The organism is Pseudotabrizicola alkalilacus (assembly GCF_003443995.1).
Lineage (GTDB): Bacteria > Pseudomonadota > Alphaproteobacteria > Rhodobacterales > Rhodobacteraceae > Pseudotabrizicola > Pseudotabrizicola alkalilacus.
This window is the reverse complement of record NZ_QWEY01000011.1, coordinates 72,906-96,013: the sequence shown is the minus strand read 5'-3', so window position 1 is coordinate 96,013 and position 23,108 is coordinate 72,906. Positions and strand designations below refer to the sequence as shown.

Below are 23,108 nucleotides of genomic sequence, written 5' to 3'. Positions count from 1 at the left end.
TCGCGAAAACGTTGGCCGGACCAAGCACGTGCTATGCCCAAGCACAAGCCCGGCCAACGATCATAACGGCTGTCGCCAGACCAAGGTGACGGGATGGGCTCGGTTTAACCCGGTATAACCGGGAACTTAGCTGCCACGGCGCGACAAGAACCGCGCCGTGGCATAGACAGACTTAGGGGCGCGACGGAAAAAGTCCTTGATAAACAATGCAATACCGGATCACAACATACGGGTCGAGAGTCGGAAATGCCTGACCGCCACCGGTAGGGCTGATCATCGTGGGCGACATGGTAACGGTGGCGGGCTGGTCGGAATAGATCGTTTCCTGCCCCACACCGCCAGGGGGGGCAGCGGCCAACAGCTTGTTGCCCGGACCTGGCAAATTGCCGTCCGCATTGGTGGCGTTTACAGTATGACTGTGCGCCGCCATCTGGCTGGCGTTTAACGTCACCTGCTCTTGCCCACTCTTCTGCCCCAAAAACACGACGGAATTACTCGTGCCGATCGGAGCGCGCCCCCGCAAATCAGGAACGGCAAAGCTTACCTGACCGTCGCCCCCGTAAGTTGTTCCGATCAAAGCATAGAGAGCAATATAGTTGTTGATTGAAACCAGTTGTCCGTTCGCATCGAACGTTCCGGTTGGGCAGAAGTTATAGGGAACGCGCAGGATCTCGCCAATGAATGGCAAATCCCCGGCTGCGGCACGTTGCGGAACAGCCGAAATAACAAGGGAAAGCGCAATCGCATTGAGTGCAAGCACAGTTGCCTTGGGTGAGTGTGTCATAAAATTCTCCGACATCCAAACTGGGTTTCGGCCGAAAGGCCAGATCTGAGACTGCTGGCCCTTATGGCCGGCTTGGGAAGATGCCGAACTGAGCAATGCAGTGCGTCAGGCCAAGTGTCGGGTCTTGCGTACTGAATGCCACCCCGCTCCCTGCTGGTGCGATCATGCTCGGGTTCATCGTCACGTTTGGCGCCGCCGTGGAATAGATTGTTTCATTCCCGGTGCCGCCAGCAGGTGCGGCAGCCAGAAGTTTGCCGCCCGGTCCTGGTTTGTCACCATCAAGATTGTTGGCACGCACAATATGGCTGTGCGCAGGCATAGTGTTTACCGTCATCGTCTGCGTCGCACTTCCGGAGGCTTGGCCCAAGGCAACAGTGGGCAGACCTGGCCCTGTTCCCGGACCAATCAAAATGCGCCCCCGCATGTCGGGAATGCCAAAGGTGGTCTGACCGTTCCCGCCATAAGTTGTTCCGTACAAAGCGAAAAGCGCTTGATTCTGACTGATGCTAAGAAGCCTGCCATCCGCCGGAAGGAAGTCCCGCGGGCAAAAATCAAAGGCAACCAACATGACTTCACCGACAAATGGCTCATCAGCCGCCTTGGCCACTTGCGGCAATGCCGCCGCTCCGATCAGGGTCAGCGCACAAAGGCCAGCCTTTCCCATCGTGTTTACAAGTTTCATGACTGTCTCCGTAAATTTCTAATGTGTCTGACCGTGCGACCCCGCATCGGCCTATTCACAAGGGACTGCGGCAAAGCAATATCAGGGACGGGAAGGGTAGATCCCTTCGGTCGCGATACAAATTGTGATGGCCAAAGACGGATCACTCACACTGATGGGCTGCCCTGCCCCCGCGCCGCTGATCATCGACGATGCCATGTTGACGGTCGCGGGCTGAACAGAGTAGATCGTTTCTGATCCGGAGCCGCCACTGGGTGCCGCAGCCAACAACTTGCCTGCGGGGTCATGCATATCACCATCAAGGTTATTCGCGTTCACCAAATGCGTATGGGATGGCAGGTTGTTCGTTGTCAGAGTGACCGCAACCTGCCCCCCCTCATCGCCCCAGAACCTTGGCGTAAGGCCGTTGCCAGCCCCCTGCCCCATAATGCTTCTGCCTTGTGTATCAACGAGTTCAAAAGTTGTTACGCCGTCGCCACCATAAGTTGTGCCCAGCAGAGAAAACAGCGCGGTGTTCTGGCTGATCGAAATGACCTGACCTTGGGCTGGCAACCACCCGTAGGGACAGAAGTTAAAACCAAAGACACGAATTTCGCCGATATAAGGCGTATCGGCATGAGCGGGCAAAGCAAACGTGCCCATAGACAAAAAAACACCAGCTTTTAAAGTGTTAAGGGCCAGTTTGCAGCACAAGGAAGCCATTGGATATCTCCCAAATTTTGACATCAACATTCGGTGAGCGGACTATCATCTGAAAGCTTTCCAAATGCAAAAGATATCATTGTATCTTTTGCAAACTGTCCAACAGGAAAAACCATACACGCTTGAGTTGCCTAGCATTTCATCTGGGGGGGCCACACCTGACCCTGATGCCATTGAGGATCACAGCCGCGATATGGCACCTGGGCCAAGGGTCCAGCTGGATATTGGCGCACCGATCTGCACCCATGCAAGGAACGGCCTGATCTCAGCCGTCATGAAACCTTCATTGGACGCGCGAAAACAATTCCTTTAATCAGGAATAATGGAACAAAATCGCGCTGCTCATGCTTTCGCCACACTCGGTCATCCCGGCCGGCTCGCTGTCTTTCGCCTGCTGATGCGCTTTGCCCCGCAAGGCGTGCGTCCGACCGAGATCGCCGACGCGCTTGGCCTGAAGCAAAACACTTTGTCACACCACCTGTCTGATCTGACGGCCTCGGGCCTTGTCGCGGTCACGCGCCGGGGCCGGTCGCTTTTCTACTCGGTCGATATCGAGTCGACCGAGGGGCTGATCGGCTATCTCGCCCTCGACGTGGGCCGCGCGCGGCCTGATCTCCTTGCCACATTGCTCTCTCCTCAAAAGGATACCGCACCGATGACCGCCCCCCATCGCGACACAGATTTTGACGTGCTGTTCATCTGCTCGGGCAACTCTGCCCGCTCGGTCTTTGCCGAAGCGCTCTTGCGCGATCTGGGCAAGGGCAAGTTTCAGGCCTTTTCCGCCGGAACACGCCCCAACACCGAGCTGAACCCTTTTGCGCTGGAAGTCCTCAAGCGCAATGGCCACGACACGTCCGGCCTGCGCTCAAAGCACATCTCCGAATTTCAGCAGCCCGATTCCATCGTCATGGATTTCGTGTTCACCGTCTGCGACACGGCGGCGGCAGAGGAATGCCCGCCATGGCCGGGCCAGCCGATCACCGGCCATTGGGGCCTGCCAGACCCGGTGAAAGCCACCGGCACCGATGCTGAAAAGGCGCTGGTCTTTGCCCAGACCTATGCCACGCTGCGCCGCCGGATCGCGGCATTTGTTGCACTTCCCTTCGAAGGCCTCAGCCGGATGTCTCTCCAATCCAGCGTGGATGCCATCGGCACCGACGCACAAGCAAAGGCCTGATCCGCATGAGCCCTCGCATTGCCCTCAACGGCCTTGGCCGGATCGGAAAACTGGTGCTGCGCGACCTGATCGACACAGGCGCGGGTGGTGAAATCGTCCTGATCAACGATCCTGTCGGCGATGCCGAACAGCATGCGCTGCTGATGGAGTTCGACTCGGTCCACGGTCGCTGGCGCACGCCTGTCAGCCATTACGATGGGGCGCTGGTTCTGAACGGCCAGTCCGTCCGCCTGACGCATGAGAAAACCATCGATGCGTTGCCGCTTAAATCCTTGGGCGTGGATCTGGTCATCGACTGCACCGGCGTCTTCAAGACCGCCGCAAAGGTCGCGCCTTACTATGCCGCCGGGGTGCAAAAGGTGGTCGTTTCTGCCCCGGTGAAGGATGGCGGCGCGCTTAACCTTGTTTATGGGGTGAACCATCACCTTTATGACGGCTCGCAGAACCTTGTCACCGCCGCTTCGTGTACCACCAACTGCCTCGCCCCGGTGGTCAAGGTGATCCATGAGTCACTTGGCATACGCCACGGGTCCATCACCACGATCCATGATGTCACAAACACCCAGACCATCGTGGATCGCCCGGCCAAGGACATGCGCCGCGCGCGTTCTGCCCTGATGAACCTGATCCCGACCACAACCGGCAGCGCAACGGCGATAACCCTGATCTACCCGGAACTTGCAGGCCGGTTGAATGGCCATGCGGTACGTGTGCCTCTGCTGAACGCCTCCCTCACCGATTGCGTGTTCGAGGTGGAGCGGGCAACCACAGCCAGTGAGGTGAATGCGCTCTTTGCCGCCGCTGCCGATGGTCCGTTGCAGGGTATTCTCGGGTTCGAGACCCGCCCGCTTGTGTCCTGCGATTTCATCAACGATTCACGCTCTGCCATCGTCGATGGGCCGTCCACCATGGTGACCAACGGAACGCAGGTAAAGATTTACGCGTGGTATGATAACGAATGGGGCTATTCCTGCCGCCTTGCTGACATCACGCGAATGGTGGCGGAGGCGCTGTGACCATCGCCGCGCAACACACCAGCCCGCCGCCCAACCCGCTGCGGGCCTATGCGGCTGTCACCGCAGCCTATTGGGCTTTCATGCTGTCAGACGGCGCGCTCAGGATGCTGGTGCTTCTGCATTTCAACAGCCTGGGCTTTACGCCCGTGCAACTGGCATGGCTGTTTCTGCTTTACGAAGTGGCCGGGATCGTCACGAACCTAGCTGCCGGGTGGCTGGCCGCACGTTTTGGGCTGGCGGCCACGCTATACGGCGGGCTGGCCTTGCAGATCGGGGCGCTGGTGGCACTGGCGCAGCTTGATCCGTCCTGGGGTGTCGCGGCCTCGGTGGCCTTTGTGATGGGGGTTCAGGGGGTGTCGGGCGTGGCCAAGGATCTGGCCAAGATGTCCTCAAAATCCGCGGTAAAGCTCCTGGCTCCGAAAGAAGACGGTGGCCTCTTCCGCTGGGTTGCGCTGCTTACAGGCTCAAAGAATGCGGTCAAGGGACTTGGATTTTTCCTAGGCGCAGTCCTGCTGGCATTGGCCGGGTTCGAGTCAGCGGTCTGGGGCATGGCCGGGGTGCTCGCCGTGATCCTGATTGCGGTTGTCCTGTTCCTGCCTGCCGGACTTCCCGGCCGCCTGAAATCAGAAGAGGCGTGGGGAGGCTGGCGGTCAAAAGATACGCGGGTGAACCGGCTGAGCCTAGCCCGCATGTTCCTGTTCGGCGCACGCGATGTGTGGTTTGTCGTGGGCATCCCGGTCTATTTCCAGTCAGTGCTGTCGGACGGTAGTGCCGAGGGGCGCCGCGAGGCATTCTTTCTGATCGGCAGTTTCCTCGCGCTCTGGATTATCGCCTATGGTGCGGTGCAGGCCTTTGCCCCCCGGCTTTTGGGTGCAAAGGGCCAACCCGAAGCCGAAACCACCCGCAAAGCGATCTTCTGGGCGGGGCTTCTGGTGCCGATCCCTTTCGTTCTCGCAGCAGCTGCGTGGGTGGCGGCTGGACCTGCTCCTTGGCTAACAGCGACGCTGATCGGCGGACTGCTTCTGTTCGGCTTTATCTTTGCGGTAAACTCCTCTGTCCATTCCTACTTGATTCTGGCCTTCGGTTCGGCCGAACGGATCACGCGGGACGTGGGATTTTACTACATGGCGAATGCTGCGGGCCGACTGATCGGCACACTCCTCTCCGGCCTCAGCTATCAGATCGGTGGCCTTCCTCTTTGCCTTACCACCGCAGGCATCATGGCACTGGCCAGTTGGCTGGCTGCACGACGGCTTAGCTCCGTGTGAGCATCAGAGTGACGGTCACGACAACGGCGGCGGGCTTGGCAACAGCCACGCCCGCCATCCTTGGCCTGTGCGCGGCAGACGCAGCCCATCACTTAAACCTGCCGAAAACCGGCCAGGATCAGTCTGCACCCAAAGACATGCTGGCAATCACAGCGATTGCCAAATCACGTCAACCAGCCCCAAGCGATCGGGTTAAGACACCAGCTGGTGCATTGCCGGGTGGATGCGTTGGCGCACCAGAACTTCGACCAGACGCAAGGCAGCCGCGCGTTCCGCCTCGTTCGGAGCGTTTTCGATCTGGGCGCGGCAGTAATCCTGAATGTCCTCGGGCAGAACCGGCAGTTCCGGCTCTTCCATTTCAGACAGGATGGCCATCCACTCCACCCCACCTGCGGTCACCGTGTCCATGGCCGCGTTGCGGGCATCCAGCAATGCGCGCACCGACTCATCCGATGCAAAAACATCGTGGTCGATCCCGGCAAAAGCGCGGACACGGTTGATGCGTTCTTCGGTGCAATCCAGCAGCGCAGCCATCGCCGGAACCTTGCCCATCTGCTTGGTAGAGCCGACGTAGTCATATGGCGCGTTGTCCGACCGCTTCAGCACACGGTTCACCACCGGGTCGATCACGGTGATGATGTCGGAAATCCCCGATCGGCGGGCATATTCCAGCGAACCGATCATCAGCTCGCAGGTCGCCAGCGACACCGCCTTCATCGTATTGCCATCGCGGCACAGCCGCTGGGTATCGACGCAAAAGCGGGTTGATTCCCACAAAGTTGCGCTGCGCAGCGGCGGCTCACCATCCAGCAACACCTGAAACACATCGGACAGCATATGCGGGCCGGTGGTCTGAAGCGCACGCACGCACGAGACGACATGGCCTTCATTATCCAGCCCGATGACATAGGCCGGGTCCAGCCTGTCAAACTGGTCAATCTCGCGCCCGTTCACGATCTCGACTTCCCATCCCAGACGGTCGCCGAATACCCTTGCGCGCAGCTGAAACATTTCGTCCAGGAGATCGCCAAAACGATCTTTGTTCAGCGCATCAATCACTATGATCATTTTCGTTGTTCCCTGACATGTGTGGTCTTTTCTACATGTCAGGTTAGCCTGCGGGGTATGGGTAAGACTATGAGGGGAATCCCGTAAAATCTTCGCCATCTGACCCTAAAGAGGGTAGATCAGCCCCAGCATGATGGCACGGCCCACCGCTTGCGGTGTGGTCAGAGCATACAGCTTTTCACGCCCTGACCGCAGATGCACCTCTACCGTGCGGTGCGAAATGCCAAGAATGTCACCGACATCCTGCTGCGACTTGCCTGCCGCGATCCATTGCAAAATCTCACGCTCGCGCGTGGACAGGGTTGGATACCGCAGGGCACGTGACAGCGCATCTGACCGCATCACAGTGTCATGGACATGCACCGCCACCGATTGCAGATCCGGCAGGATATGGGCCGACAGCTTGTTCCATTCTGCAATGCTGCAATCGCGCGTCACGCTGAGCATGCCAATATCGCCATAGGGTCCACGCACGGGAATGGTCAACCCACGGTCCGTGATGCCGAAATCACAGGCATCACGAAAGGTCTTGTCAAAACCCGGAGTGCGCTCCAGCCGTTGCCAGTCAACCGGCGCGATCGACCGGCTGGCGACAAGCAGCGTGGGGTCAATCCGATGCAGGCCATTTTCGGCATAATGGCGCTTCCATGGCTCGGGATAGTTTACATAGCCATGGACTGCGCCCGAAACCGGGTTGGTGCCCGCATAGGCCGCATGATCAAGCTCAAAGCGTTCGCAGATCTGATCAAGGAACGTGACGAAGCTATCCGCCTGACGGGATTCGCTGCCAAGATCGATCAGGTCTGCACTCACCCTAGCCCTCTCTTGCCTCTTCTGGCCAAAAGACATTGGAAGCGCGCATCGGTTTCGCTGTCCGGTGCCGTTGGTCCGCCAAAGATTGTGCCATGCTCAGCACAGTATCTTGCTGCCGGTCCGACATCCGCGTGAAGTGGGACAGCATCTGGATCTCACGCGGGCTCAGGCCCTTTCGTGGGTCGGTTTGCCCAGCTTGGGTTGAAACGTCCATACCGTCAAAAAATGCGGTGACCGGAACATCCATAGCTTCGGCGATCTGAAACAACTGTGCCGCCGCGACCCGTGCTGTGCCGGTTTCGAAGGCATTTATCTGTTCGGGCTCGACACCCAAGCTTTGGGCAATATCAGCCTGACTGATACCACGAAGCCATCGAAACTGCCGCATTCGGCGTCCGATAAAAGAATCCACATTGTTCATACTGCTCGACACCATAAAAAACTGCTCCTCTTTAAGGCTTATAGCACCTTGGAAAGGATCAACCAATGGATGATTGCCATCAACGAACTCCATGTGCTGTTTCATCGAGTGTCCGTTGCGGGCTGTGGTAAATTCGCAAGGCAACCTGGCCAGAGTTGCGGTATCTATCACATAATCTGGACAGGTCCGGGCGTCACCGGTGGGTGCTCAGCAAAGCGGATGCACCGGATCAGACGGAGGGCTACAGCTTTTCCACTTGCTGATTCACCTGCCGCAGCAGCGATTTCAGCGTCTCGACCTGGGCGGGATCAAGGTTTGATACCAGCGTATCCTCGAAATGTGTGGCAATCGGCATCAGCTTGTCGGCCATCGCCCTGCCCCCGTCCGTCAGGTCGATCAGCACGATCCGGGCATTGTCCTGGGGCCTGTCACGCGTGACCAGATCGCGCTTGGCCATCGCGCCGATCAACCGCGACAGTGTGGACATTTCGACCGAAACCATCGCAGACAGTTCGCCAAGGGTATGCGTGCCGGTTTGGCGCAGGACAGCCAGAACACGATACATCGGCAGACTGACTTCATACTCCTCAAGCCGGCGGGTAAAGCGTTCGGCCACCGACACGCCCGCACGGTTGAGCAGATATGGGACAGACTCGGTAAACCTGTAGGGCATGGCATCCTCGGCCAAGGGGACAATACGCATGTGCCGCGTCGGTTTCTGCATGTTCGCAAATCTTTCGCTTGCAAGAGTTGTATCGCCCATCGCCCCCCGTCGAGGCAAACGGAATTTGCACCTAAGCGGGCCAAAAGCTTTCCACCACAAAACATGTAAATGAAATATTTGCAAACGCAAACAAGATGAGCTAGCCTGATTCTCAGGAATACAGACGCTCAGGGAGGAGTGCATGAGGAAATTGCTGCTTGCTGCGGCCGGGTTCGGCTTGTCCGCGACCACGGCCTTTGCCGCCGATTACACGCTGAAAGTGTCGTCACCCACCAACAACGATGCGATCCTGCAATGGATGCAGGCCTTTGAAACCCGGCTGGAGGCTGCAACAGCCGGCGCCATTGACGTGGAGCTGTATCCGGCCAATCAGCTGGGCCAGATCCCCGCCACTGTGGAAGGTGTGGCCATGGGCACCATCGAGGTGACTGCCCCCGCCTCCAGCTTTTTTGTCAAATATGATCCCCGGTTCGAAGCGTTTGACGTGCCCGGCCTGTTTGACGATCTGGCTCATGCCCAGCGCGTTCTGGCCGACCCGGAAGTGTTGGACCGGCTGGAAACCTTTGGTGCCGATCAGGGCTTGCGCCCGATTGCCGCTTTTCCGCACGGGCCGCTTGGCCTGTTGTCCACCACTCCAGTTGACAAGGTTGCCGCGCTGCAGGGTCAGCAAATCCGCGTAGCGGGGCCGTCTGCGCTTGCCACGGGTCCGTTTGCGGCGCTTGGCGCCTCACCCGTGTCGATGCCGCTGGGTGAGGTGCTGCCTGCCATGCAAAACGGCGTGGTCGATGGTCTGATCGCCGGGCTGCCTGTGTTCACTACGGGCCGCTATTACGATGTGGCCAAGGATCTGACAGTGTTGCCGGAAAGCTATCTGGTGGTAACCGCCGTGGCCAGCCAGTCCTTTCTCGACATGATCGGCCCCGATCTGTCAGAACAGGTTCGCACCGCCGCGCGAGAAGCGATCGCCGATGCAAACGGCTGGAATCTGGGTGCGGTAGAAAAGGTACAAGCCATCTGGGCCGAAAACGGCGGCAAAATCGTTGAGCTTACACCCGAAGACAGCAAGGCCTATCTTGACGCGGTCTTTGCCACCCTGCCAACAGCATTTGCACAGAACCCCACTCTGGAAGGTGAGCTGGCCTTTCTGCAAGGCGTTGCCGACCGGCAAGCCACCAAGTAACCCTTTGGGGGCGGGGGTGCCCGGTGCATCCCCGCCATGGGAGCCAACATGAAACAAACCTTTGACGCGCTTGCGCGGCTCTGCACGGCTGGGCTTTCGGCCCTGTTGCTGGCCATGGTTGCCTTGATCTGTCTGAATGTCGTGCTGCGCTATATCTTCGGTGCTTCGGTACTTTGGGCGGATGAAGCCTTGGTGTTCGCCATGGTCGGCATGGTGTTTCTGGCCAGCATCGGCGTCTCGCGTCGGGATCAGCATCTGCGGATGACGCTGATCACACAAAGCCTGCCGCACACGGCGAAGCGGGTGATTGCCGGGCTGGAGCATCTGGCCACCGCAGGCGTCTGCCTGTTCACTGCATGGTATGCCTTGCGTTCTACCGTGCTGCTGCAAGGCCGCGGCACGGTCAGCAACATGGCAGAAATTCCGCTCTGGCTGGCGCATGGAACGGTGCTGATCGGGCTGGTTGGCATGGGCTTGGTCGCATTGGCCCGCCTTTACAATGTCCTTGCCCGGAAAGGTGACTGAGCGATGATCTGGACACTGGTTGTCATTCCCGTCGTGCTGATGCTGATGGGCTTTCCTATCTTTCTTATCCTGTTGGCAGGGGCAGCGGCCACAATGGTCTTTACCATGAACGTGCCTCTGCTGGCGCTGCCACAATACCTGTTCTCATCCGTCAATGCCTATGCGCTGCTGGCGCTGCCGTTCTTCATTCTTGCGGGCGAGTTGATGGATCGGGGCGGCATCGCCCGCCGCCTGGTCGATCTGATGCGGGCCAGCATGGGGCGGGTGCCCGGAAAGGTGCCGATGACTGCCATTACCGGCGGGGCAATCTTTGGTGCTATCACCGGGGTCGGCGCAGCCTCGGTTGCGACGCAAAGCAAGATCATGCTGCCCTCGCTGCGGCAAGAAGGCTATGCCGACGAATACTCGGCTGGGCTTTTGGCCTCGATCGGAGCGGTCGGCGTTATCATTCCGCCGTCGATCCCGATGATCGTCTATGCGGCGGCGGCGGATGAATCCATTCCCCGCCTGTATGCGGCAGGCATCGTGCCCGGCCTGCTGTTGGTGGCGCTCTTGGGGCTGCATGCGCTATGGGTGGGCCGTGGCCGTACCATTCCGCTGGAGGAGGCGTTTTCGCTGCGCCGTTTTGCCTCCGCCTTGCGGCATGGCATCTGGGCGGTCGGGGTGCCTGCGGTGATCATCGGCGGCATTTACGGCGGGATTTTCTCGCCAACTGAAGCCGCAGGGGTGGCCTGCCTCTATGCCTTTGTCGTCTCGGCCTGGATCATGAAGGAACTGACCTGGACCGATTTGATGGCCGCGACCCGCACCACGGTATCTTTCACCGCGCAAATCATGATCGTCATCGCCTGCGCCGGGGTGTTTTCCTGGCTGATCACGGTGAACCAGATTTCGGCGCAGATGGTACAGGTGATGCAGGATCTTGCCTTGCCTGCATGGGTGCTGCTTCTGGCGATCAACCTGCTGCTGCTGATCGTGGGCTGCCTGATCGACCCTTTGTCGGCCATCCTGCTGCTGACACCACTGTTGTTGCCCATGGCCACCGCCGTCGGCGTGGACCCGGTTCATTTCGGCATCATCGTGACCGTGAACCTTGCCATCGGCCTGTTTACCCCACCGTTTGGCATCAACATCTTTGTGCTGCAATCGGTGGCGAAGATTCCGCTGAAGACCATCTATCGCGGCATCATGCCTTTCGTCGGCATCTATCTGTTGGCGCTGATGCTGATCACCTACATCCCGGCGATTTCGCTCTCAGGCGTCAGGCTGCTGATCGGGAACTAAGAAACACTCCGGCACTGGTTGCGGGCGGTCTAATATTTGCAAATGCAAATCTTGTCATCGCAATCTCGCCTTTTGAAGACAAGGGAGGAACCTGATGGACTATGATGTGGCTATCGTGGGCTATGGCCCTACCGGCATGGCGCTGGCGGCACTGCTGGGACAGCTCGGGCGCAAGGTAATCGTGCTCGAACGCTATACCGGCCTGTATAATCTGCCCCGTGCCGCCGCCTTTGACGACGAGACGATGCGGACCTTTCAAAGTCTTGGCGTGGCCGAGGCGATGCTGCCGGGCACCAACATCCAGAAAGGCTATGTCTGGGTAAACGGTCAGCACGAGGTGCTGCTGGACATCGAATATGACAACCCCGGCCGCTGCGGATGGCCTGCGCAATACATGATGTATCAGCCCCATCTGGAAGAGGTGATGGACCGCAAGGTGCGTGGGCTCCCGTCGGTCACGGTGCAGCAAGGCGCCAAAGTGGTGGGCATCGTACAGGCAGATGCAGGCGTCACCCTGACCGCCCGTGCCGAGGATGGCAGCGAAAGCCAAGTGACGGCCCGCTGGCTGGTGGGATGTGACGGCGGCAACGGCTATGTGCGCGACCATCTGGATGGGGCGCTGGATGACTACGGCTTTTTCGAGAACTGGCTGGTCTGCGATTTTCAGATGCGCCATGCGGTGCCCGGCCTGCCGTCCTTCCAGCAGGTCTGTAACCCGGAACAGCCGATTTCTATCGTCAACATCGGCCCCAACCATCACCGTTTCTCTTTCCGCCTGGAGGCAGGGGCAGACCGGGACGCGCTGGTAAAGCCGGGAACCGTCTGGCCACGGGTGGCCGCCTACTTTGGCCCGGACGATGCCGAGCTGATCCGGGTTGCGAATTACACCTTCCGCTCCTGCGTGGTGGACCACTGGCGCAAAGGCCGCGTGCTGCTCGCAGGTGATGCGGCGCACCAGATGCCGCCGTTTCTGGCGCAGGGCATGGTTTCGGGCATCCGCGATGCGCGCAATCTGGCGTGGAAGCTGGACATGGTGCTGTCGGGCACGCCAGACACGCTGCTGGACACGTACCAGCCGGAGCGGGAGCCTCACGTCCGCTTCATCATCGAAAAGGCGGTCGAACTGGGCAAAGTGCAGACCATGCGCGACCCCGAAGCGGCCAAAGCCCGCGATGCCCGCATGATCGCAGCCCGCAAGGCGTATCAAAAGCCCGACAAGCTGCGCTATCCCGCGCTGAAAGGTGGGCTGATCGCCAATGACGGCAGCCTGTTTCCGCAAGGCGTCGTCTCATCGCACACACGCACGGCGCTGTTTGACGACATCACAGGCTCCGACTGGCTGATCGTTGCCAAGGGCGCGGAGGCGCTGGCCGAGCTGACCGATGCCGACCGCGCAGACTGGGCCGCCATTGGTGGCACGCAGGCGGTGTTCGGCCTGTCCAGCATGGTCGGCGCGGGGGACATCTCGGACACCGGCGGCATCTACACCCGCTGGTTTGACGAGACCGGCGCGCTGGCCGCCATCATCCGCCCTGACAGTCACATCTACGGCACCGCCACCAGCGCGAGCGCGTTGCGCGCGCTTCTGAACACCCTTCTGGCCGCCCTTGGCCGCCGCTGACACACGGAGACTATCATGCAAGGCAAGATCGCCCTCGAAGAACATTTCGCCATCCCTGAAACGCTGCAGGATTCCGCAGGCTTTGTCCCCGGCGCCTATTGGGATGAATTGCAGCACCGTCTGCTGGACATTCAGGATACCCGCCTGCGCCAGATGGATGCCCATGGCATCGAGCTAATGATCCTGTCGCTGAACGCCCCCGCCGTGCAGGCAATAACCGACCGCAAGCGCGCCATCGAAATCGCCCGCCACGCCAATGATGTGCTGGCCGAAGAATGCGCCAAGCGTCCCGACCGTTTCCGCGCCTTTGCCGCCCTGCCGCTGCAAGACCCGGACGCGGCGGCGCAGGAACTGGCGCGCTGCGTCAAGGATCTGGGTTTCGTCGGCGCGCTGGTGAACGGCTTTTCGCAGGATGCCACGCAGGGCGACGGCAAGGATCTGCTATATTACGATCTGCCGCAGTATCGCCCGTTTTGGGCCGAAGTTGCCGCGCTGGACGTTCCGTTCTACCTGCACCCCCGCAACCCGCTGCCGCAAGACAGCCGCATCTACGACGGCCACCCTTGGCTGATGGGCCCGACCTGGGCCTTTGCACAGGAAACGGCGGTTCATGCGTTGCGGCTGATCGGCTCGGGCCTGTTTGATGAACACCCCTCGTTGCAGATCGTGCTGGGTCACATGGGCGAAGGCATTCCTTACATGCTGTGGCGCATCGACCATCGCAACGCATGGGTCAAGCTGCCGCCCAAACATCCGGCCAAGCGCAAGTTCGTGGACTATTTCACCGAGAATTTCCACATCACCACGTCAGGCAACTTCCGCACCCAGACGCTGATCGACGCGATCCTTGAGGTGGGGTCCGAGCGGATCATGTTCTCGACCGACTGGCCGTTCGAGAATGTGGATCATGCCGCCGACTGGTTCGACGCCACCAGCATCTCGGAGGCTGATCGGCTGAAGATCGGCCGCACCAATGCCCGCCGCTTGTTCAAACTGGACCGTTAAGATGTAACCCGTGCTCCAGACTGCCCCATCTATCCTTAACTTATCGGGTGGGGCAGTTTGGCTGAAACAAGCGCGGGACGGAGCCTTTCCACCATTTTGCCAGTGTCTTGCCCAGTACTACCCCGCCGTCATATCTGACAGAATACCGCCAAGACCGCAGGACGGATCGGCAAGAGCCAGCACGATGCTCAAGTGGTTCAATCCCTGCTCTTCACGCAAGGTGCAGGATTGACCGTTGTGATCAAGAAGGGCAGCGAAGGCGCGTGCCTGATCATGAAACGGCGCGGTTTCCAGCGCGCCGCGGGTGATGATTCTGGATGGCACCGGCAGTTGCATGGCGGTCAGCGGCGACCAGTCGCTGGCCTCGGTTGCTGTCATTTGTGCTTCATCCTTCAGAAAGCTGGAAGGGATTCCTGACAGATCATATATGCCGCTGACCATCAGGAGAGAGCGGACAGCCGGAAGCCGGGGCAGAGCCTCGGGCCCGGACGACTCTTGCGGACCATAGGCGGCAAGGTAGCTGGCAAGATGCGCCCCCGCCGAATGCCCGCTGACGGTAAAGCGCGCGGGATCGGCACCAAGTGCGGGGGCCATGGCCAAGACATGCCGGGCCGCGCGACGGACTTGTGCCACGATCTGCCCCAGCCGGGTCGATGGCATCAGATCATAGGTTACAATGACTGCCACGCCACCCACCGCATGAACCGGGGCTGCGACAAGGTGGTGATCGGTTTTGGACCCCGACCGCCAATAGCCGCCGTGGATGAACATGTGCAGCGGAGCCCCTTTGCGCATGTTCGGCGGAAACAGAATATCCATCCGCGCCCGAGGTTCCGGACCATAGGCAACATCTGCCTGCACCCGGACCCTTGCGGTAAGTTCGCGTGACCTCGCCGCGGTTTCGGCCATCAGCGCGTCGAAATCCGCGATAAAATCGCGGTTCCGGTACAGATCCTGTTCCATGCGCCCCCTTAGAAGTTTACCGCGAAATACTTCGGCTCCAGAAATTCCATGATGCCGGTTACGCCGCCCTCACGGCCGAGTCCGCTCTGCTTGACGCCACCGAATGGCGCGGCAGGGTCAGACATCAGGCCGCGGTTGATTGCGATCATGCCAGCTTCAATTCCTTTGCCCACCCGCAATGCACGCGAAAGGTCGCGCGAATAGACATAGGCTGCAAGCCCGTACTCAGTGGCATTGGCAAGGCGGATTGCCTGCGCATCGGTCTCAAAACGGTAGACCGGAGCCACGGGGCCGAAAATTTCTTCATGCGCCATTTCGGCATCTTCCGGCACGTTTTCGATCACCGTGGGCGGGTAGTAATACCCCGGCCCGGACAACGGGGCGCCGCCGGTCGTGACATGCGCCCCGCCCGCGACGGCCTGACGGACGAGTCGGTCAATCTTTGTCACCGCCTTTGCCGTGATCATCGGCCCGACCTGTGTGCCCGCTTGCGTGCCGGGCCCCACTTTCAGTGCCGCCATGCGCTGTGTCAGCCCGGCGACAAAGGCGTCGTGGATGCCCGCCTGAACATAAAATCGGTTGGCGGCGGTACAAGCCTCGCCCGCGTTGCGCATCTTGGCGATCATTGCGCCATCCAGCGCCGCGTTCAGATCGGCATCGTCAAAGACCAGAAACGGCGCATTGCCCCCCAGTTCCATGGAACAGGACACAACGGTTTTCGCCGCTTCGGCCAGAAGGGTGCGGCCAACCCCGGTCGAACCAGTGAACGACAGCTTGCGCACCCGTGGATCGGCCAGCATGGCGTTGACCACGGGTCCGGGCTGGCTGGTGGTCAGCACGTTGACAACCCCCGGCGGCACCCCGGCCTCGGCACCAAGACGGGCCATGGCATAGGCGGTCAACGGGGTTTCAGACGCAGGTTTCAGAATAACCGTACAGCCTGCGGCAAGGGCGGGGCCAATCTTGCGTGTCGCCATGGCGGCAGGAAAATTCCACGGGGTGATCAGCACCGAGATGCCAATCGGATCGTGATCCACAAGGATATGGTTTGCGCCCGACGGCGCATGGCGAAATTCGCCAGAGATGCGGACAGCTTCTTCGGCATACCAACGAAAGAATTCGGCGGCATAAGCCACCTCGCCCCGTGCATCCGCCAGGGCCTTGCCATTTTCCAGAGAGATCAGCACCGCAAGCTCCTCGGCATGGTCAGTCATCAGACCGAACCAACGGCGCAGGATCTCGGCGCGCTGACGTGGCGGCGTGGCGCGCCAGCCTGCGGCGGCGACCTCGGCGGCATCAACGGCGCGCAAGGCATCTCTGACCGAGGCATCCGGCACCTCGGCCAGACGCTCTGTCGTTGCGGGGTTCAGAACAGGAATGCCGTCACCGGCATGCCAGTCACCGCCAATGAAGAGACCATGCGCATGCAGGGACGGGTCGGCATAGGAAGCAGCGAGGCGTGAATCGAGTGTCATGTTCTTTCCTTGTTACTGGATCAGATCGTGATCGCCGGTAAAGGCAGCAGTCAGAAGCCTGACCATTTCGGCCCGTGTGATCGGCCGCGCGTTGTTCTGAATCAGCCGCTCAATGCCGCAGGCTTGTCCGGCCACCCAATCAATCTGATCCTCTGCCAGACCAAGCGCGGCCAGAGTCGGCGGAATGCCGATCCGTGCAAACAGCGCCGCGATGGCGGGAATGACCTCATCCCCTGACGCGAGATCCATGGCGACGGCCATCTGCGTCAGTTCCTGGCCGATGACAGGGCGGTTCCATTCCATAACCCAAGGCATCAGACAGGCCACGCCTTGCCCATGCGCTGTATGGGTCAGCGCCCCGACCGGATACTGAACGGCATGGGCGGCGCCAGTGCCGGCCACACCAAAAGCCAGACCTGCATATGTCGCGCCCATCATCACCTGCGCCCGCGCCGTCACGTTGTCACCATCGGCGCAAACAGCTTCAAGTCCCTGCCACAACAGCGTTATCGCCAGCAAAGCGAACTGATCGGAAATCGCATTCTTGCCAATAAAGACCCGTTCCTGCGTCAACCCATGCGTCATGGGGCGGCGAGTTGCGGTGAATGCCTCGATCGCATGTGTCAGCGCATCGGCCCCGGCGATGGCCGTCAGACCGGGCGGGCAGGTCAGGGTCATCTCCGGGTCACAAATCGCAACCGTCGGGATGAGGTGCGGACTGGAAATGCCGACCTTCAGACTGCGTTCGGCGTCGGACAGCACGGCAACCGGAGTGACCTCTGATCCGGTTCCCGCCGTTGTTGGCAGGACGATAAGCGGCAGGATCGGGCCGGGAACTTTCAGCTCTCCGTAATAATCCTGTGGCTTGCCGCCGTGCGACAACAGCAGGGCAACACATTTGGCCATATCAAGGCAAGACCCGCCCCCGATGCCGATGATCAGATCGGGGTCAAAGCTGCGGGCAGCCTGAGTGGCGGCATTCACAGAGTGCACCGGCACATCTGGCAGCGTACCGCTTTCGATCCGCACGACCAGCCCGGCCGCCTGCATCTCCTCAATCAGCGACAAAAATTCCGCATCTTTTGCCAGCCGTTCATCGGTGACAACCAAAGCGCGCTGTCCCAGCCGCCCCGCGACTGCGCCCAGCGCCCGGCGTTGGCCGGAACCGAAAATAACCTCACGCGGCCCCCTGATCGTGCCAAAATAATCCATGGACTTGCTTCCTCCCTTTCGTCTCAGACGGCCCGCAGGCCCGAGTATTTGTACAGCACAGGTCAGACAGACCGGTGCTGCCGGTCGTGCGAACCCTTCTTGTCCTGTGACGCGATGCCCTGCTCCTTACTACGTATAAGGATCATATATCAGATCGTATATGATATTGTGTTTGACATTCGATATTCTATTTGTCAGTCATTGGCACGTGTCAAGTCGAAGATGCAAAGGTGAGACGGATGGGAATCGCGGCAAGTCGTACGACGGAAAAGGTGGCTTCGGTGCGGCCGGTCAGCGTGGTGGATGGCGTTTACAACAATATCTACGAGCGCCTGATGTCGCTGGAGATCGCACCGCGTGCGCGCATTCCCATTGATGTCATCGCGCGGGATCTGAACGTATCGCAAACCCCGGTGCGGGAAGCATTGTCGCGTCTGGAGCGTGAAGGTCTTGTGCTCAAGGAGCATCTGATCGGCTATTCGGCAGCCCCGCAACTGACCCGAAAACAGTTTGATGACCTCTACACCTTTCGCCTGCTGCTGGAGCCGGAAGGCGCGCGGCTTGCCGCCGTCAATATGACCCCAGACGCGCTGAAGCTGCTGGAAGAGGCCGCCGCCGATATGGGCCATGGCGCGCCGCCAGTAGACCGGACGAGCCGTTATTCGCGCTTTGCGCGGGCGGATGCGTATTTTCACGACGCAATCCTGAAGGTTGCCGGGAATGATGTGATCCAGTCCACGCTGTTCAATCAGCATGTGCATCTGCACATCTTTCGTCTCATGTTCCATACCCGCGTCACGCAGGAAGCTTTGGAGGAGCACGAAAATCTGCTCGCGGCGTTCCGGGCGGGTGATGCGGTCGCCGCCGAAACCGCAATGCGGGAGCATATTCTGCGCTCGCGCGACCGCCTTTTGTCTGCCTTCGAATGATGAGTGAGGCGTTGCCCATACCCGGTGCCACAAGCACCCAGGCTGCCACCCCGGTTCCGGCAATGCGCGCCACGGGGTTGGGCAAAGCCTATGGCCCGATCACCGTTCTGTCCGATGTGACACTGGATATCCGGGCAGGAGAGGTTCACGCCATCATTGGTGAAAATGGCGCTGGTAAATCCACGCTGATGAAACTGCTGTCCGGCCATGTCCTGCCCACAACCGGGCATCTGGAAATGGCGGGTGCGCCGGTCGCCTTTGCCGATGCCGTTGCTGCCGAAGCGGCGGGTGTCGTGCTGGTGCATCAGGAAATCCTGCTCGCCAGTGATCTGACAGTGGCCGAGAACCTGTTTCTGGGCCGAGAACTGACACGCGGCTGGATGGTCGATGACCGCGCGATGAACCACCGGGCGGCGCAGATCCTGTCATCGATCGGCGCGCGGTGCCATCCACGTGACCGGGTTGGCACCCTGCCGCTCGCACAGCGGCAGCTGGTACAGATCGCCCGCGCGCTGCTGGAGCCGCGCAAGGTTGTTGTGTTTGACGAACCAACCGCCGTTCTGGCAAATGACGAAGTCGCCGCACTTCTGACGGTGGTGCGTGGCCTGCGCCAACAGGGTACGGCTGTTCTGTATATCTCGCACCGGCTGGATGAGGTCGAGGCTTTGGCCGACCGCATCACCGTGCTGCGTGACGGACGGATGATCGGGACATGGCCCGCGTCAAGTCTGACGCAACGCGAAATGGCGGAACAGATGGTCGGGCGCAAGCTGGACATGCTTTACCCGCCCAAACGCCCTGCTCCGACGGGCGACGCGCTGTTGCAGGTCACCGATCTGTCGGTTGATCATGGCGCGGTGCAGGGCAGCTTTTCAGCCCGCCCCGGCGAAGTGCTGGGTATCGGCGGCATGATCGGTGCCGGCCGCACAGAGCTGTTCGAGGGTTTGATGGGGCTTCGGCCAGCACAGGGCCACGTCCGCCTGAACGGCGCGGCGATGCCCCATAGATCGGTTGGCACATGGCAGGCGGCCGGGCTGGTCTAGCTGACCGAAGACCGAAAGGGAAAGGGCCTGTTGCTTGACGAACCGCTGGCCCCCAACCTGACGCTTCAGGCACTCGATACGATTCACACGCGCACAACGCTGGATCGCCGGAAAGAAAGCGCCGCCCTGGAAAAGGCCGTGGCAAATTATGACATCCGGGTCCGGTCCCTGCATCTGGATGCGGGGCAACTGTCGGGTGGCAATCAGCAAAAGCTGTTGCTGGCCAAGGTCATGCTGACGGACCCGTCGGTGGTGATCATCGACGAGCCCACGCGCGGCATCGACATCGGCAACAAGAACCAGATCTACGAATTCATCAATCTTCTGGTGCGTGCGGGCAAGGCCTGCATCGTGATTTCGTCTGAGCTGCCCGAGCTGGTCGGCCTGTCCGACCGGGTGCTGGTGATGCGCGCAGGGCGCATCGTGGCCGAGCTTTCGGGCGATCAGGTCACCGAACAGAACGTGGTCTATGCCGCCACCAGCGGATCGGCGCAGGCCGGAGGAGGAACAGCATGACCGCAACAGTTCTGACCGAAGGCACAGCCGTGCCGCGCCGTATTCGTTGGGCCGATATGGGGCCGTTCATCGCGCTTGCCATCGTGATTCTGGTGGGCGTCATGCTCAACTCCAGCTTTCTGAGCGGCACCAATATTGCCAATGTGGTCACCCGGTCGGCCTTTGTGGCGATCATCGCCGTGGGGGCGACCTTTGTCATCTCTTCCGGCGGACTGGATCTGTCCGTTGGGTCCATGATGGCCTTTGTCACTGGCATCATGATTCTGGCAATGAACCGACTTGAGCCGTCGATGGGGGCAAATGCCATCTGGCTTGGTGCCGGGATCGGGCTTGTGGTCGGGGCACTGTGCGGGCTGCTGAATGGGCTGATCGTGACCGTTGGCAGGATCGAGCCCTTTATTGCAACCTTGGGCACAATGGGGATCTTTCGGGCACTGATCACCTGGATGTCGGATGGCGGGTCCATTCCCATTGACCGGGCCCTGCGCGAACCTTACCGCCCCGTCTATTTCGGTAATTTTCTGGGCGTTCCCTTGCCGGTCATCCTGACGCTGATCGTGGTTCTGATCGGGGCATTCATTCTGTACCGCACGAAATATGGCCGCCGCTGCATGGCTGCCGGGTCGAATGCCGAGGTGGCACGGTTCTCGGGCGTGTCCGTGGCGCGGGTCCGCACGATGGCTTTTGTCATTCAGGGCATCTGCGTTGCGATCGCCGCGATCTGCTACATCCCACGGCTTGGCGCGGCCACACCGACAACAGGTCAACTCTGGGAACTACAGGTCATCACCGCAGTCGTGATCGGCGGTACCGCCCTGCGCGGCGGCAAGGCGCGGGTCTGGGGCACCGTCGCCGGGGCACTCATCCTTGAGGTCATCGCCAACCTGATGGTGCTGTCAAATATGGTGTCCGAGTATCTCGTCGCGGCGGTTCAGGGGGTGATCATCATCCTGGCCATGTTGGCCCACCGCTTCATCAAATAGCCGTCCGGGAGGGACGGAGTCTTTCAAAGGGAGGAAAACGACAATGACGTTCATCAACAGACGGGCGCTTGGCATGATTGTGGCAAGCAGTCTTGCGGCGCTGACGGCAAACACAGCGCTGGCACAGGATAAAAAGGTCATCGCGGTGTCAATTCCGGCAGCGACCCATGGCTGGACCGGCGGTGTGGTTTACCATGCCGAGCAAGCCGAAAAAGAAATCGAAGCGGCGTTTCCAAATATCGACGTGATCGTGAAAACATCACCCTCTGCCACTGCGCAGGTTTCGGCGCTCGAAGATCTGGCTGCTGCCCAAACGCTGGATGCGCTGGTCATTCTGCCCTTCACCTCGGAAGAGCTGACCGGGCCGGTTGAACAGGTCAAGGCCAATGGCACCTTTATCGCCGTCGTTGATCGCGGTCTGACCGATCCGTCGATTCAGGATCTGTATGTCGCAGGCGACAACATCGCCGTGGGTGCCAATACCGCAAAATGGCTGGCGGACAAGCTGGGCAACGAAGGCAAGGTCGTTGTGCTGCGCGGCATTCCGACTGTGATCGACGACGAGCGGATTCAGGGTTTTACCGATGTCATGTCGGGCACCAACATTGAAATCCTCGACATCCAGTATGCGAACTGGAACCAGGACGAGGCTTTCACCCTGATGCAGGATTATCTGGCCAAGTATCCGCAGATTGATGCGGTCTGGGCCAATGACGACGATATGCTGCTGGGGGTGCTGGAGGCTGTCAAACAGTCCGGCCGGACAGAGATCAAGTATGCGCTTGGCGGCAATGGCATGAAAGACGTGATCGAGATGGTCATGGCGAATGATCCGGTAACGCCAATCTCGACCCCCTATCCGCCATCAATGATCAAGACCGCGATCTACATGGTTGCGGGCCAGTTCACGGGTCAAGCCCCGATGCGCGGCAGCTTCAAGCTGGACGCCCCACTGATCACGCCTGAAAACGCCGATCAGTTCTACTTCCCCGATTCACCATTCTGATCCTGCCGGGGCGTTCTGAAAAGAGCGCCCCGGTCTGCCCCCGAACAGGAGATTAAAAATGCCCGGCAAGAAAATTCTCATGCTCTGCGGTGAGTTTACCGAAGAATATGAAATCTTTGTCTTCCAACAAGGGATGGAGGCTGTTGGCCATACCGTCCACGTCATCTGCCCCGATAAGAAAAAGGGCGAGATGATCCAGACATCTCTGCACGATTTCGAAGGTCATCAGACTTATATCGAACGCTTCGGCCACCTTGCCGAAATCAACAAGACGTTTTCAGAGGTGGTGCTGGACGAATACGACGCTGTCTATTGCGCCGGTGGGCGGGGCCCGGAATACATCCGCACCGACAAGCGTATTCAGGCCATGGTCCGGCACTTCCACGAGGCCAAAAAGCCGATTTTCACGATCTGCCACGGTGTTCAGATCCTGATCGCCGTTGACGGCGTGGTGCGCGGCAAGAAAGTCGCCGCCCTTGGGGCATGTGAGCCCGAGGTCACCTTGGCGGGCGGCACTTATATCGACGTCAAGCCGCATGAGGCCTATGTGGATGGCACGATGGTTTCGGCCAAAGGCTGGACCGGGCTGGCCGCCTTCATGCGCGAATGCCTGAAGGTTCTGGGCACCCAGATCACGCACAGCTGATACATGCTGCGGGAAACACCTTTGGATGAGGTGGGTCTGCCATTGTGACGACAGCAGGCTGCGGA

At 59.9% G+C, this 23,108-nt stretch carries 24 protein-coding genes; 14 read left to right on the top strand and 10 right to left on the bottom strand.

All coding sequences use genetic code 11. The features are described 5' to 3' along the window. Positions 1 to 172 precede the first annotated feature (172 nt). The 3 genes from D1012_RS17635 to D1012_RS17625 all read right to left on the bottom strand — a co-directional run bounded on the left by D1012_RS17635 (position 173) and on the right by D1012_RS17625 (position 2,168). Complete coding sequence (locus D1012_RS17635) at positions 173 to 784, bottom strand: phage tail protein (protein WP_118155525.1); 612 nt, start codon at positions 782 to 784, stop codon at positions 173 to 175. Positions 785 to 845: 61 nt separating this feature from the next. Continuing rightward, complete coding sequence (locus D1012_RS17630) at positions 846 to 1,466, bottom strand: phage tail protein (RefSeq protein WP_118155399.1); 621 nt, start codon at positions 1,464 to 1,466, stop codon at positions 846 to 848. Between the two features lie 81 nt (positions 1,467 to 1,547). Continuing rightward, a complete protein-coding gene (locus tag D1012_RS17625; RefSeq protein ID WP_233517167.1) occupies positions 1,548 to 2,168 on the bottom strand; it encodes a phage tail protein in 621 nt (206 codons plus the stop codon). A gap of 322 nt (positions 2,169 to 2,490) precedes the next feature. Between D1012_RS17625 and D1012_RS17620 the strand changes: the two genes are divergently transcribed. Genes D1012_RS17620 through arsJ form a run of 3 tightly spaced genes read left to right on the top strand, consistent with a single transcriptional unit; the run spans position 2,491 to position 5,629 of the window. Then, on the top strand, positions 2,491 to 3,345 hold the full coding sequence (locus D1012_RS17620) for a metalloregulator ArsR/SmtB family transcription factor (RefSeq protein ID WP_118155395.1): 855 nt from the start codon (positions 2,491 to 2,493) through the stop codon (positions 3,343 to 3,345). 5 nt (positions 3,346 to 3,350) lie between these two features. Beyond that, positions 3,351 to 4,361, top strand: coding sequence for an ArsJ-associated glyceraldehyde-3-phosphate dehydrogenase (locus D1012_RS17615; RefSeq protein WP_118155393.1), 1,011 nt, complete (start codon positions 3,351 to 3,353; stop codon positions 4,359 to 4,361). After that, positions 4,358 to 5,629: an organoarsenical effux MFS transporter ArsJ gene (gene arsJ / locus D1012_RS17610; protein WP_147335732.1), complete on the top strand. Its 1,272-nt coding sequence runs from the start codon at positions 4,358 to 4,360 to the stop codon at positions 5,627 to 5,629. Before D1012_RS17615 ends, arsJ begins: the two co-directional genes overlap by 4 nt. A gap of 192 nt (positions 5,630 to 5,821) precedes the next feature. On the opposite strand, the gene D1012_RS17605 is transcribed toward arsJ, so the two are convergent. From D1012_RS17605 to D1012_RS17590, 4 genes are all read right to left on the bottom strand, one after another. After that, positions 5,822 to 6,697: an acyl-homoserine-lactone synthase gene (locus tag D1012_RS17605; RefSeq protein ID WP_118155391.1), complete on the bottom strand. Its 876-nt coding sequence runs from the start codon at positions 6,695 to 6,697 to the stop codon at positions 5,822 to 5,824. A 105-nt stretch (positions 6,698 to 6,802) separates the two neighbouring features. Next, the gene (locus tag D1012_RS17600) at positions 6,803 to 7,510 is read right to left on the bottom strand and encodes an autoinducer binding domain-containing protein (protein ID WP_233517166.1); all 708 of its coding nucleotides are present in this window, start codon (positions 7,508 to 7,510) and stop codon (positions 6,803 to 6,805) included. A 1-nt stretch (position 7,511) separates the two neighbouring features. Continuing rightward, positions 7,512 to 8,036, bottom strand: a complete 525-nt coding sequence (locus D1012_RS17595; protein WP_118155387.1) for a helix-turn-helix domain-containing protein — start codon at positions 8,034 to 8,036, stop codon at positions 7,512 to 7,514. A 136-nt stretch (positions 8,037 to 8,172) separates the two neighbouring features. Continuing rightward, a complete protein-coding gene (locus D1012_RS17590) occupies positions 8,173 to 8,655 on the bottom strand; it encodes a MarR family winged helix-turn-helix transcriptional regulator (protein WP_233517165.1) in 483 nt (160 codons plus the stop codon). Between the two features lie 181 nt (positions 8,656 to 8,836). Here D1012_RS17590 and D1012_RS17585 point away from each other — a divergent pair, with 181 nt between their 5' ends. The 5 genes from D1012_RS17585 (at position 8,837) to tsdA (ending at position 14,270) form a co-directional block, all read left to right on the top strand. Beyond that, positions 8,837 to 9,835, top strand: a complete 999-nt coding sequence (locus tag D1012_RS17585; protein ID WP_118155385.1) for a TRAP transporter substrate-binding protein — start codon at positions 8,837 to 8,839, stop codon at positions 9,833 to 9,835. Between the two features lie 48 nt (positions 9,836 to 9,883). Continuing rightward, positions 9,884 to 10,360, top strand: coding sequence for a TRAP transporter small permease (locus tag D1012_RS17580; RefSeq protein WP_158569383.1), 477 nt, complete (start codon positions 9,884 to 9,886; stop codon positions 10,358 to 10,360). Positions 10,361 to 10,363: 3 nt separating this feature from the next. After that, the gene (locus D1012_RS17575; protein ID WP_118155381.1) at positions 10,364 to 11,644 is read left to right on the top strand and encodes a TRAP transporter large permease; all 1,281 of its coding nucleotides are present in this window, start codon (positions 10,364 to 10,366) and stop codon (positions 11,642 to 11,644) included. A gap of 94 nt (positions 11,645 to 11,738) precedes the next feature. Beyond that, positions 11,739 to 13,265 carry a bifunctional 3-(3-hydroxy-phenyl)propionate/3-hydroxycinnamic acid hydroxylase MhpA gene (gene mhpA, locus D1012_RS17570; RefSeq protein ID WP_118155379.1) on the top strand — a complete coding sequence of 509 codons (1,527 nt, stop codon included), beginning with the start codon at positions 11,739 to 11,741 and terminating at the stop codon, positions 13,263 to 13,265. A 15-nt stretch (positions 13,266 to 13,280) separates the two neighbouring features. After that, positions 13,281 to 14,270, top strand: coding sequence for a gamma-resorcylate decarboxylase (gene tsdA / locus D1012_RS17565; RefSeq protein ID WP_118155377.1), 990 nt, complete (start codon positions 13,281 to 13,283; stop codon positions 14,268 to 14,270). Between the two features lie 117 nt (positions 14,271 to 14,387). On the opposite strand, the gene D1012_RS17560 is transcribed toward tsdA, so the two are convergent. Genes D1012_RS17560 through D1012_RS17550 form a run of 3 tightly spaced genes read right to left on the bottom strand, consistent with a single transcriptional unit; the run spans position 14,388 to position 17,920 of the window. Next, a complete protein-coding gene (locus tag D1012_RS17560; protein WP_118155375.1) occupies positions 14,388 to 15,233 on the bottom strand; it encodes an alpha/beta hydrolase in 846 nt (281 codons plus the stop codon). An 8-nt stretch (positions 15,234 to 15,241) separates the two neighbouring features. Next, positions 15,242 to 16,708 (bottom strand): NAD-dependent succinate-semialdehyde dehydrogenase, encoded by a 1,467-nt coding sequence (locus D1012_RS17555; protein ID WP_118155373.1) that lies wholly within the window; start codon positions 16,706 to 16,708, stop codon positions 15,242 to 15,244. 12 nt (positions 16,709 to 16,720) lie between these two features. Further along, on the bottom strand, positions 16,721 to 17,920 hold the full coding sequence (locus tag D1012_RS17550) for an iron-containing alcohol dehydrogenase (protein ID WP_118155371.1): 1,200 nt from the start codon (positions 17,918 to 17,920) through the stop codon (positions 16,721 to 16,723). Between the two features lie 239 nt (positions 17,921 to 18,159). Between D1012_RS17550 and D1012_RS17545 the strand changes: the two genes are divergently transcribed. The 6 genes from D1012_RS17545 to D1012_RS17525 all read left to right on the top strand — a co-directional run bounded on the left by D1012_RS17545 (position 18,160) and on the right by D1012_RS17525 (position 23,043). Continuing rightward, positions 18,160 to 18,849: a GntR family transcriptional regulator gene (locus tag D1012_RS17545; RefSeq protein WP_118155369.1), complete on the top strand. Its 690-nt coding sequence runs from the start codon at positions 18,160 to 18,162 to the stop codon at positions 18,847 to 18,849. A 62-nt stretch (positions 18,850 to 18,911) separates the two neighbouring features. Continuing rightward, positions 18,912 to 19,892 carry an ATP-binding cassette domain-containing protein gene (locus D1012_RS17540; protein WP_354002049.1) on the top strand — a complete coding sequence of 327 codons (981 nt, stop codon included), beginning with the start codon at positions 18,912 to 18,914 and terminating at the stop codon, positions 19,890 to 19,892. A 30-nt stretch (positions 19,893 to 19,922) separates the two neighbouring features. Next, positions 19,923 to 20,408 (top strand): ATP-binding cassette domain-containing protein, encoded by a 486-nt coding sequence (locus D1012_RS23265; protein WP_354002048.1) that lies wholly within the window; start codon positions 19,923 to 19,925, stop codon positions 20,406 to 20,408. Further along, positions 20,405 to 21,391 (top strand): ABC transporter permease, encoded by a 987-nt coding sequence (locus D1012_RS17535; RefSeq protein WP_118155367.1) that lies wholly within the window; start codon positions 20,405 to 20,407, stop codon positions 21,389 to 21,391. Before D1012_RS23265 ends, D1012_RS17535 begins: the two co-directional genes overlap by 4 nt. Positions 21,392 to 21,434: 43 nt before the next feature. After that, positions 21,435 to 22,397: a substrate-binding domain-containing protein gene (locus D1012_RS17530; protein ID WP_118155365.1), complete on the top strand. Its 963-nt coding sequence runs from the start codon at positions 21,435 to 21,437 to the stop codon at positions 22,395 to 22,397. 58 nt (positions 22,398 to 22,455) lie between these two features. Then, positions 22,456 to 23,043, top strand: a complete 588-nt coding sequence (locus D1012_RS17525) for a DJ-1/PfpI family protein (protein WP_118155363.1) — start codon at positions 22,456 to 22,458, stop codon at positions 23,041 to 23,043. Positions 23,044 to 23,108 lie beyond the last annotated feature (65 nt).

Coding starts and splice junctions, on each gene's coding strand:
- D1012_RS17635 (WP_118155525.1), bottom strand. CDS start 784: ATGACACACTCACCCAAGGCAACTGTGCTTGCACTCAATGCGATTGCG.
- D1012_RS17630 (WP_118155399.1), bottom strand. CDS start 1,466: ATGAAACTTGTAAACACGATGGGAAAGGCTGGCCTTTGTGCGCTGACC.
- D1012_RS17625 (WP_233517167.1), bottom strand. CDS start 2,168: ATGGCTTCCTTGTGCTGCAAACTGGCCCTTAACACTTTAAAAGCTGGT.
- D1012_RS17620 (WP_118155395.1), top strand. CDS start 2,491: ATGGAACAAAATCGCGCTGCTCATGCTTTCGCCACACTCGGTCATCCC.
- D1012_RS17615 (WP_118155393.1), top strand. CDS start 3,351: ATGAGCCCTCGCATTGCCCTCAACGGCCTTGGCCGGATCGGAAAACTG.
- D1012_RS17605 (WP_118155391.1), bottom strand. CDS start 6,697: ATGATCATAGTGATTGATGCGCTGAACAAAGATCGTTTTGGCGATCTC.
- D1012_RS17595 (WP_118155387.1), bottom strand. CDS start 8,036: ATGAAACAGCACATGGAGTTCGTTGATGGCAATCATCCATTGGTTGAT.
- D1012_RS17590 (WP_233517165.1), bottom strand. CDS start 8,655: ATGCAGAAACCGACGCGGCACATGCGTATTGTCCCCTTGGCCGAGGAT.
- D1012_RS17585 (WP_118155385.1), top strand. CDS start 8,837: ATGAGGAAATTGCTGCTTGCTGCGGCCGGGTTCGGCTTGTCCGCGACC.
- D1012_RS17580 (WP_158569383.1), top strand. CDS start 9,884: ATGAAACAAACCTTTGACGCGCTTGCGCGGCTCTGCACGGCTGGGCTT.
- D1012_RS17575 (WP_118155381.1), top strand. CDS start 10,364: ATGATCTGGACACTGGTTGTCATTCCCGTCGTGCTGATGCTGATGGGC.
- mhpA (WP_118155379.1), top strand. CDS start 11,739: ATGGACTATGATGTGGCTATCGTGGGCTATGGCCCTACCGGCATGGCG.
- tsdA (WP_118155377.1), top strand. CDS start 13,281: ATGCAAGGCAAGATCGCCCTCGAAGAACATTTCGCCATCCCTGAAACG.
- D1012_RS17560 (WP_118155375.1), bottom strand. CDS start 15,233: ATGGAACAGGATCTGTACCGGAACCGCGATTTTATCGCGGATTTCGAC.
- D1012_RS17555 (WP_118155373.1), bottom strand. CDS start 16,708: ATGACACTCGATTCACGCCTCGCTGCTTCCTATGCCGACCCGTCCCTG.
- D1012_RS17550 (WP_118155371.1), bottom strand. CDS start 17,920: ATGGATTATTTTGGCACGATCAGGGGGCCGCGTGAGGTTATTTTCGGT.
- D1012_RS17545 (WP_118155369.1), top strand. CDS start 18,160: ATGGGAATCGCGGCAAGTCGTACGACGGAAAAGGTGGCTTCGGTGCGG.
- D1012_RS17540 (WP_354002049.1), top strand. CDS start 18,912: ATGCGCGCCACGGGGTTGGGCAAAGCCTATGGCCCGATCACCGTTCTG.
- D1012_RS17535 (WP_118155367.1), top strand. CDS start 20,405: ATGACCGCAACAGTTCTGACCGAAGGCACAGCCGTGCCGCGCCGTATT.
- D1012_RS17530 (WP_118155365.1), top strand. CDS start 21,435: ATGACGTTCATCAACAGACGGGCGCTTGGCATGATTGTGGCAAGCAGT.
- D1012_RS17525 (WP_118155363.1), top strand. CDS start 22,456: ATGCCCGGCAAGAAAATTCTCATGCTCTGCGGTGAGTTTACCGAAGAA.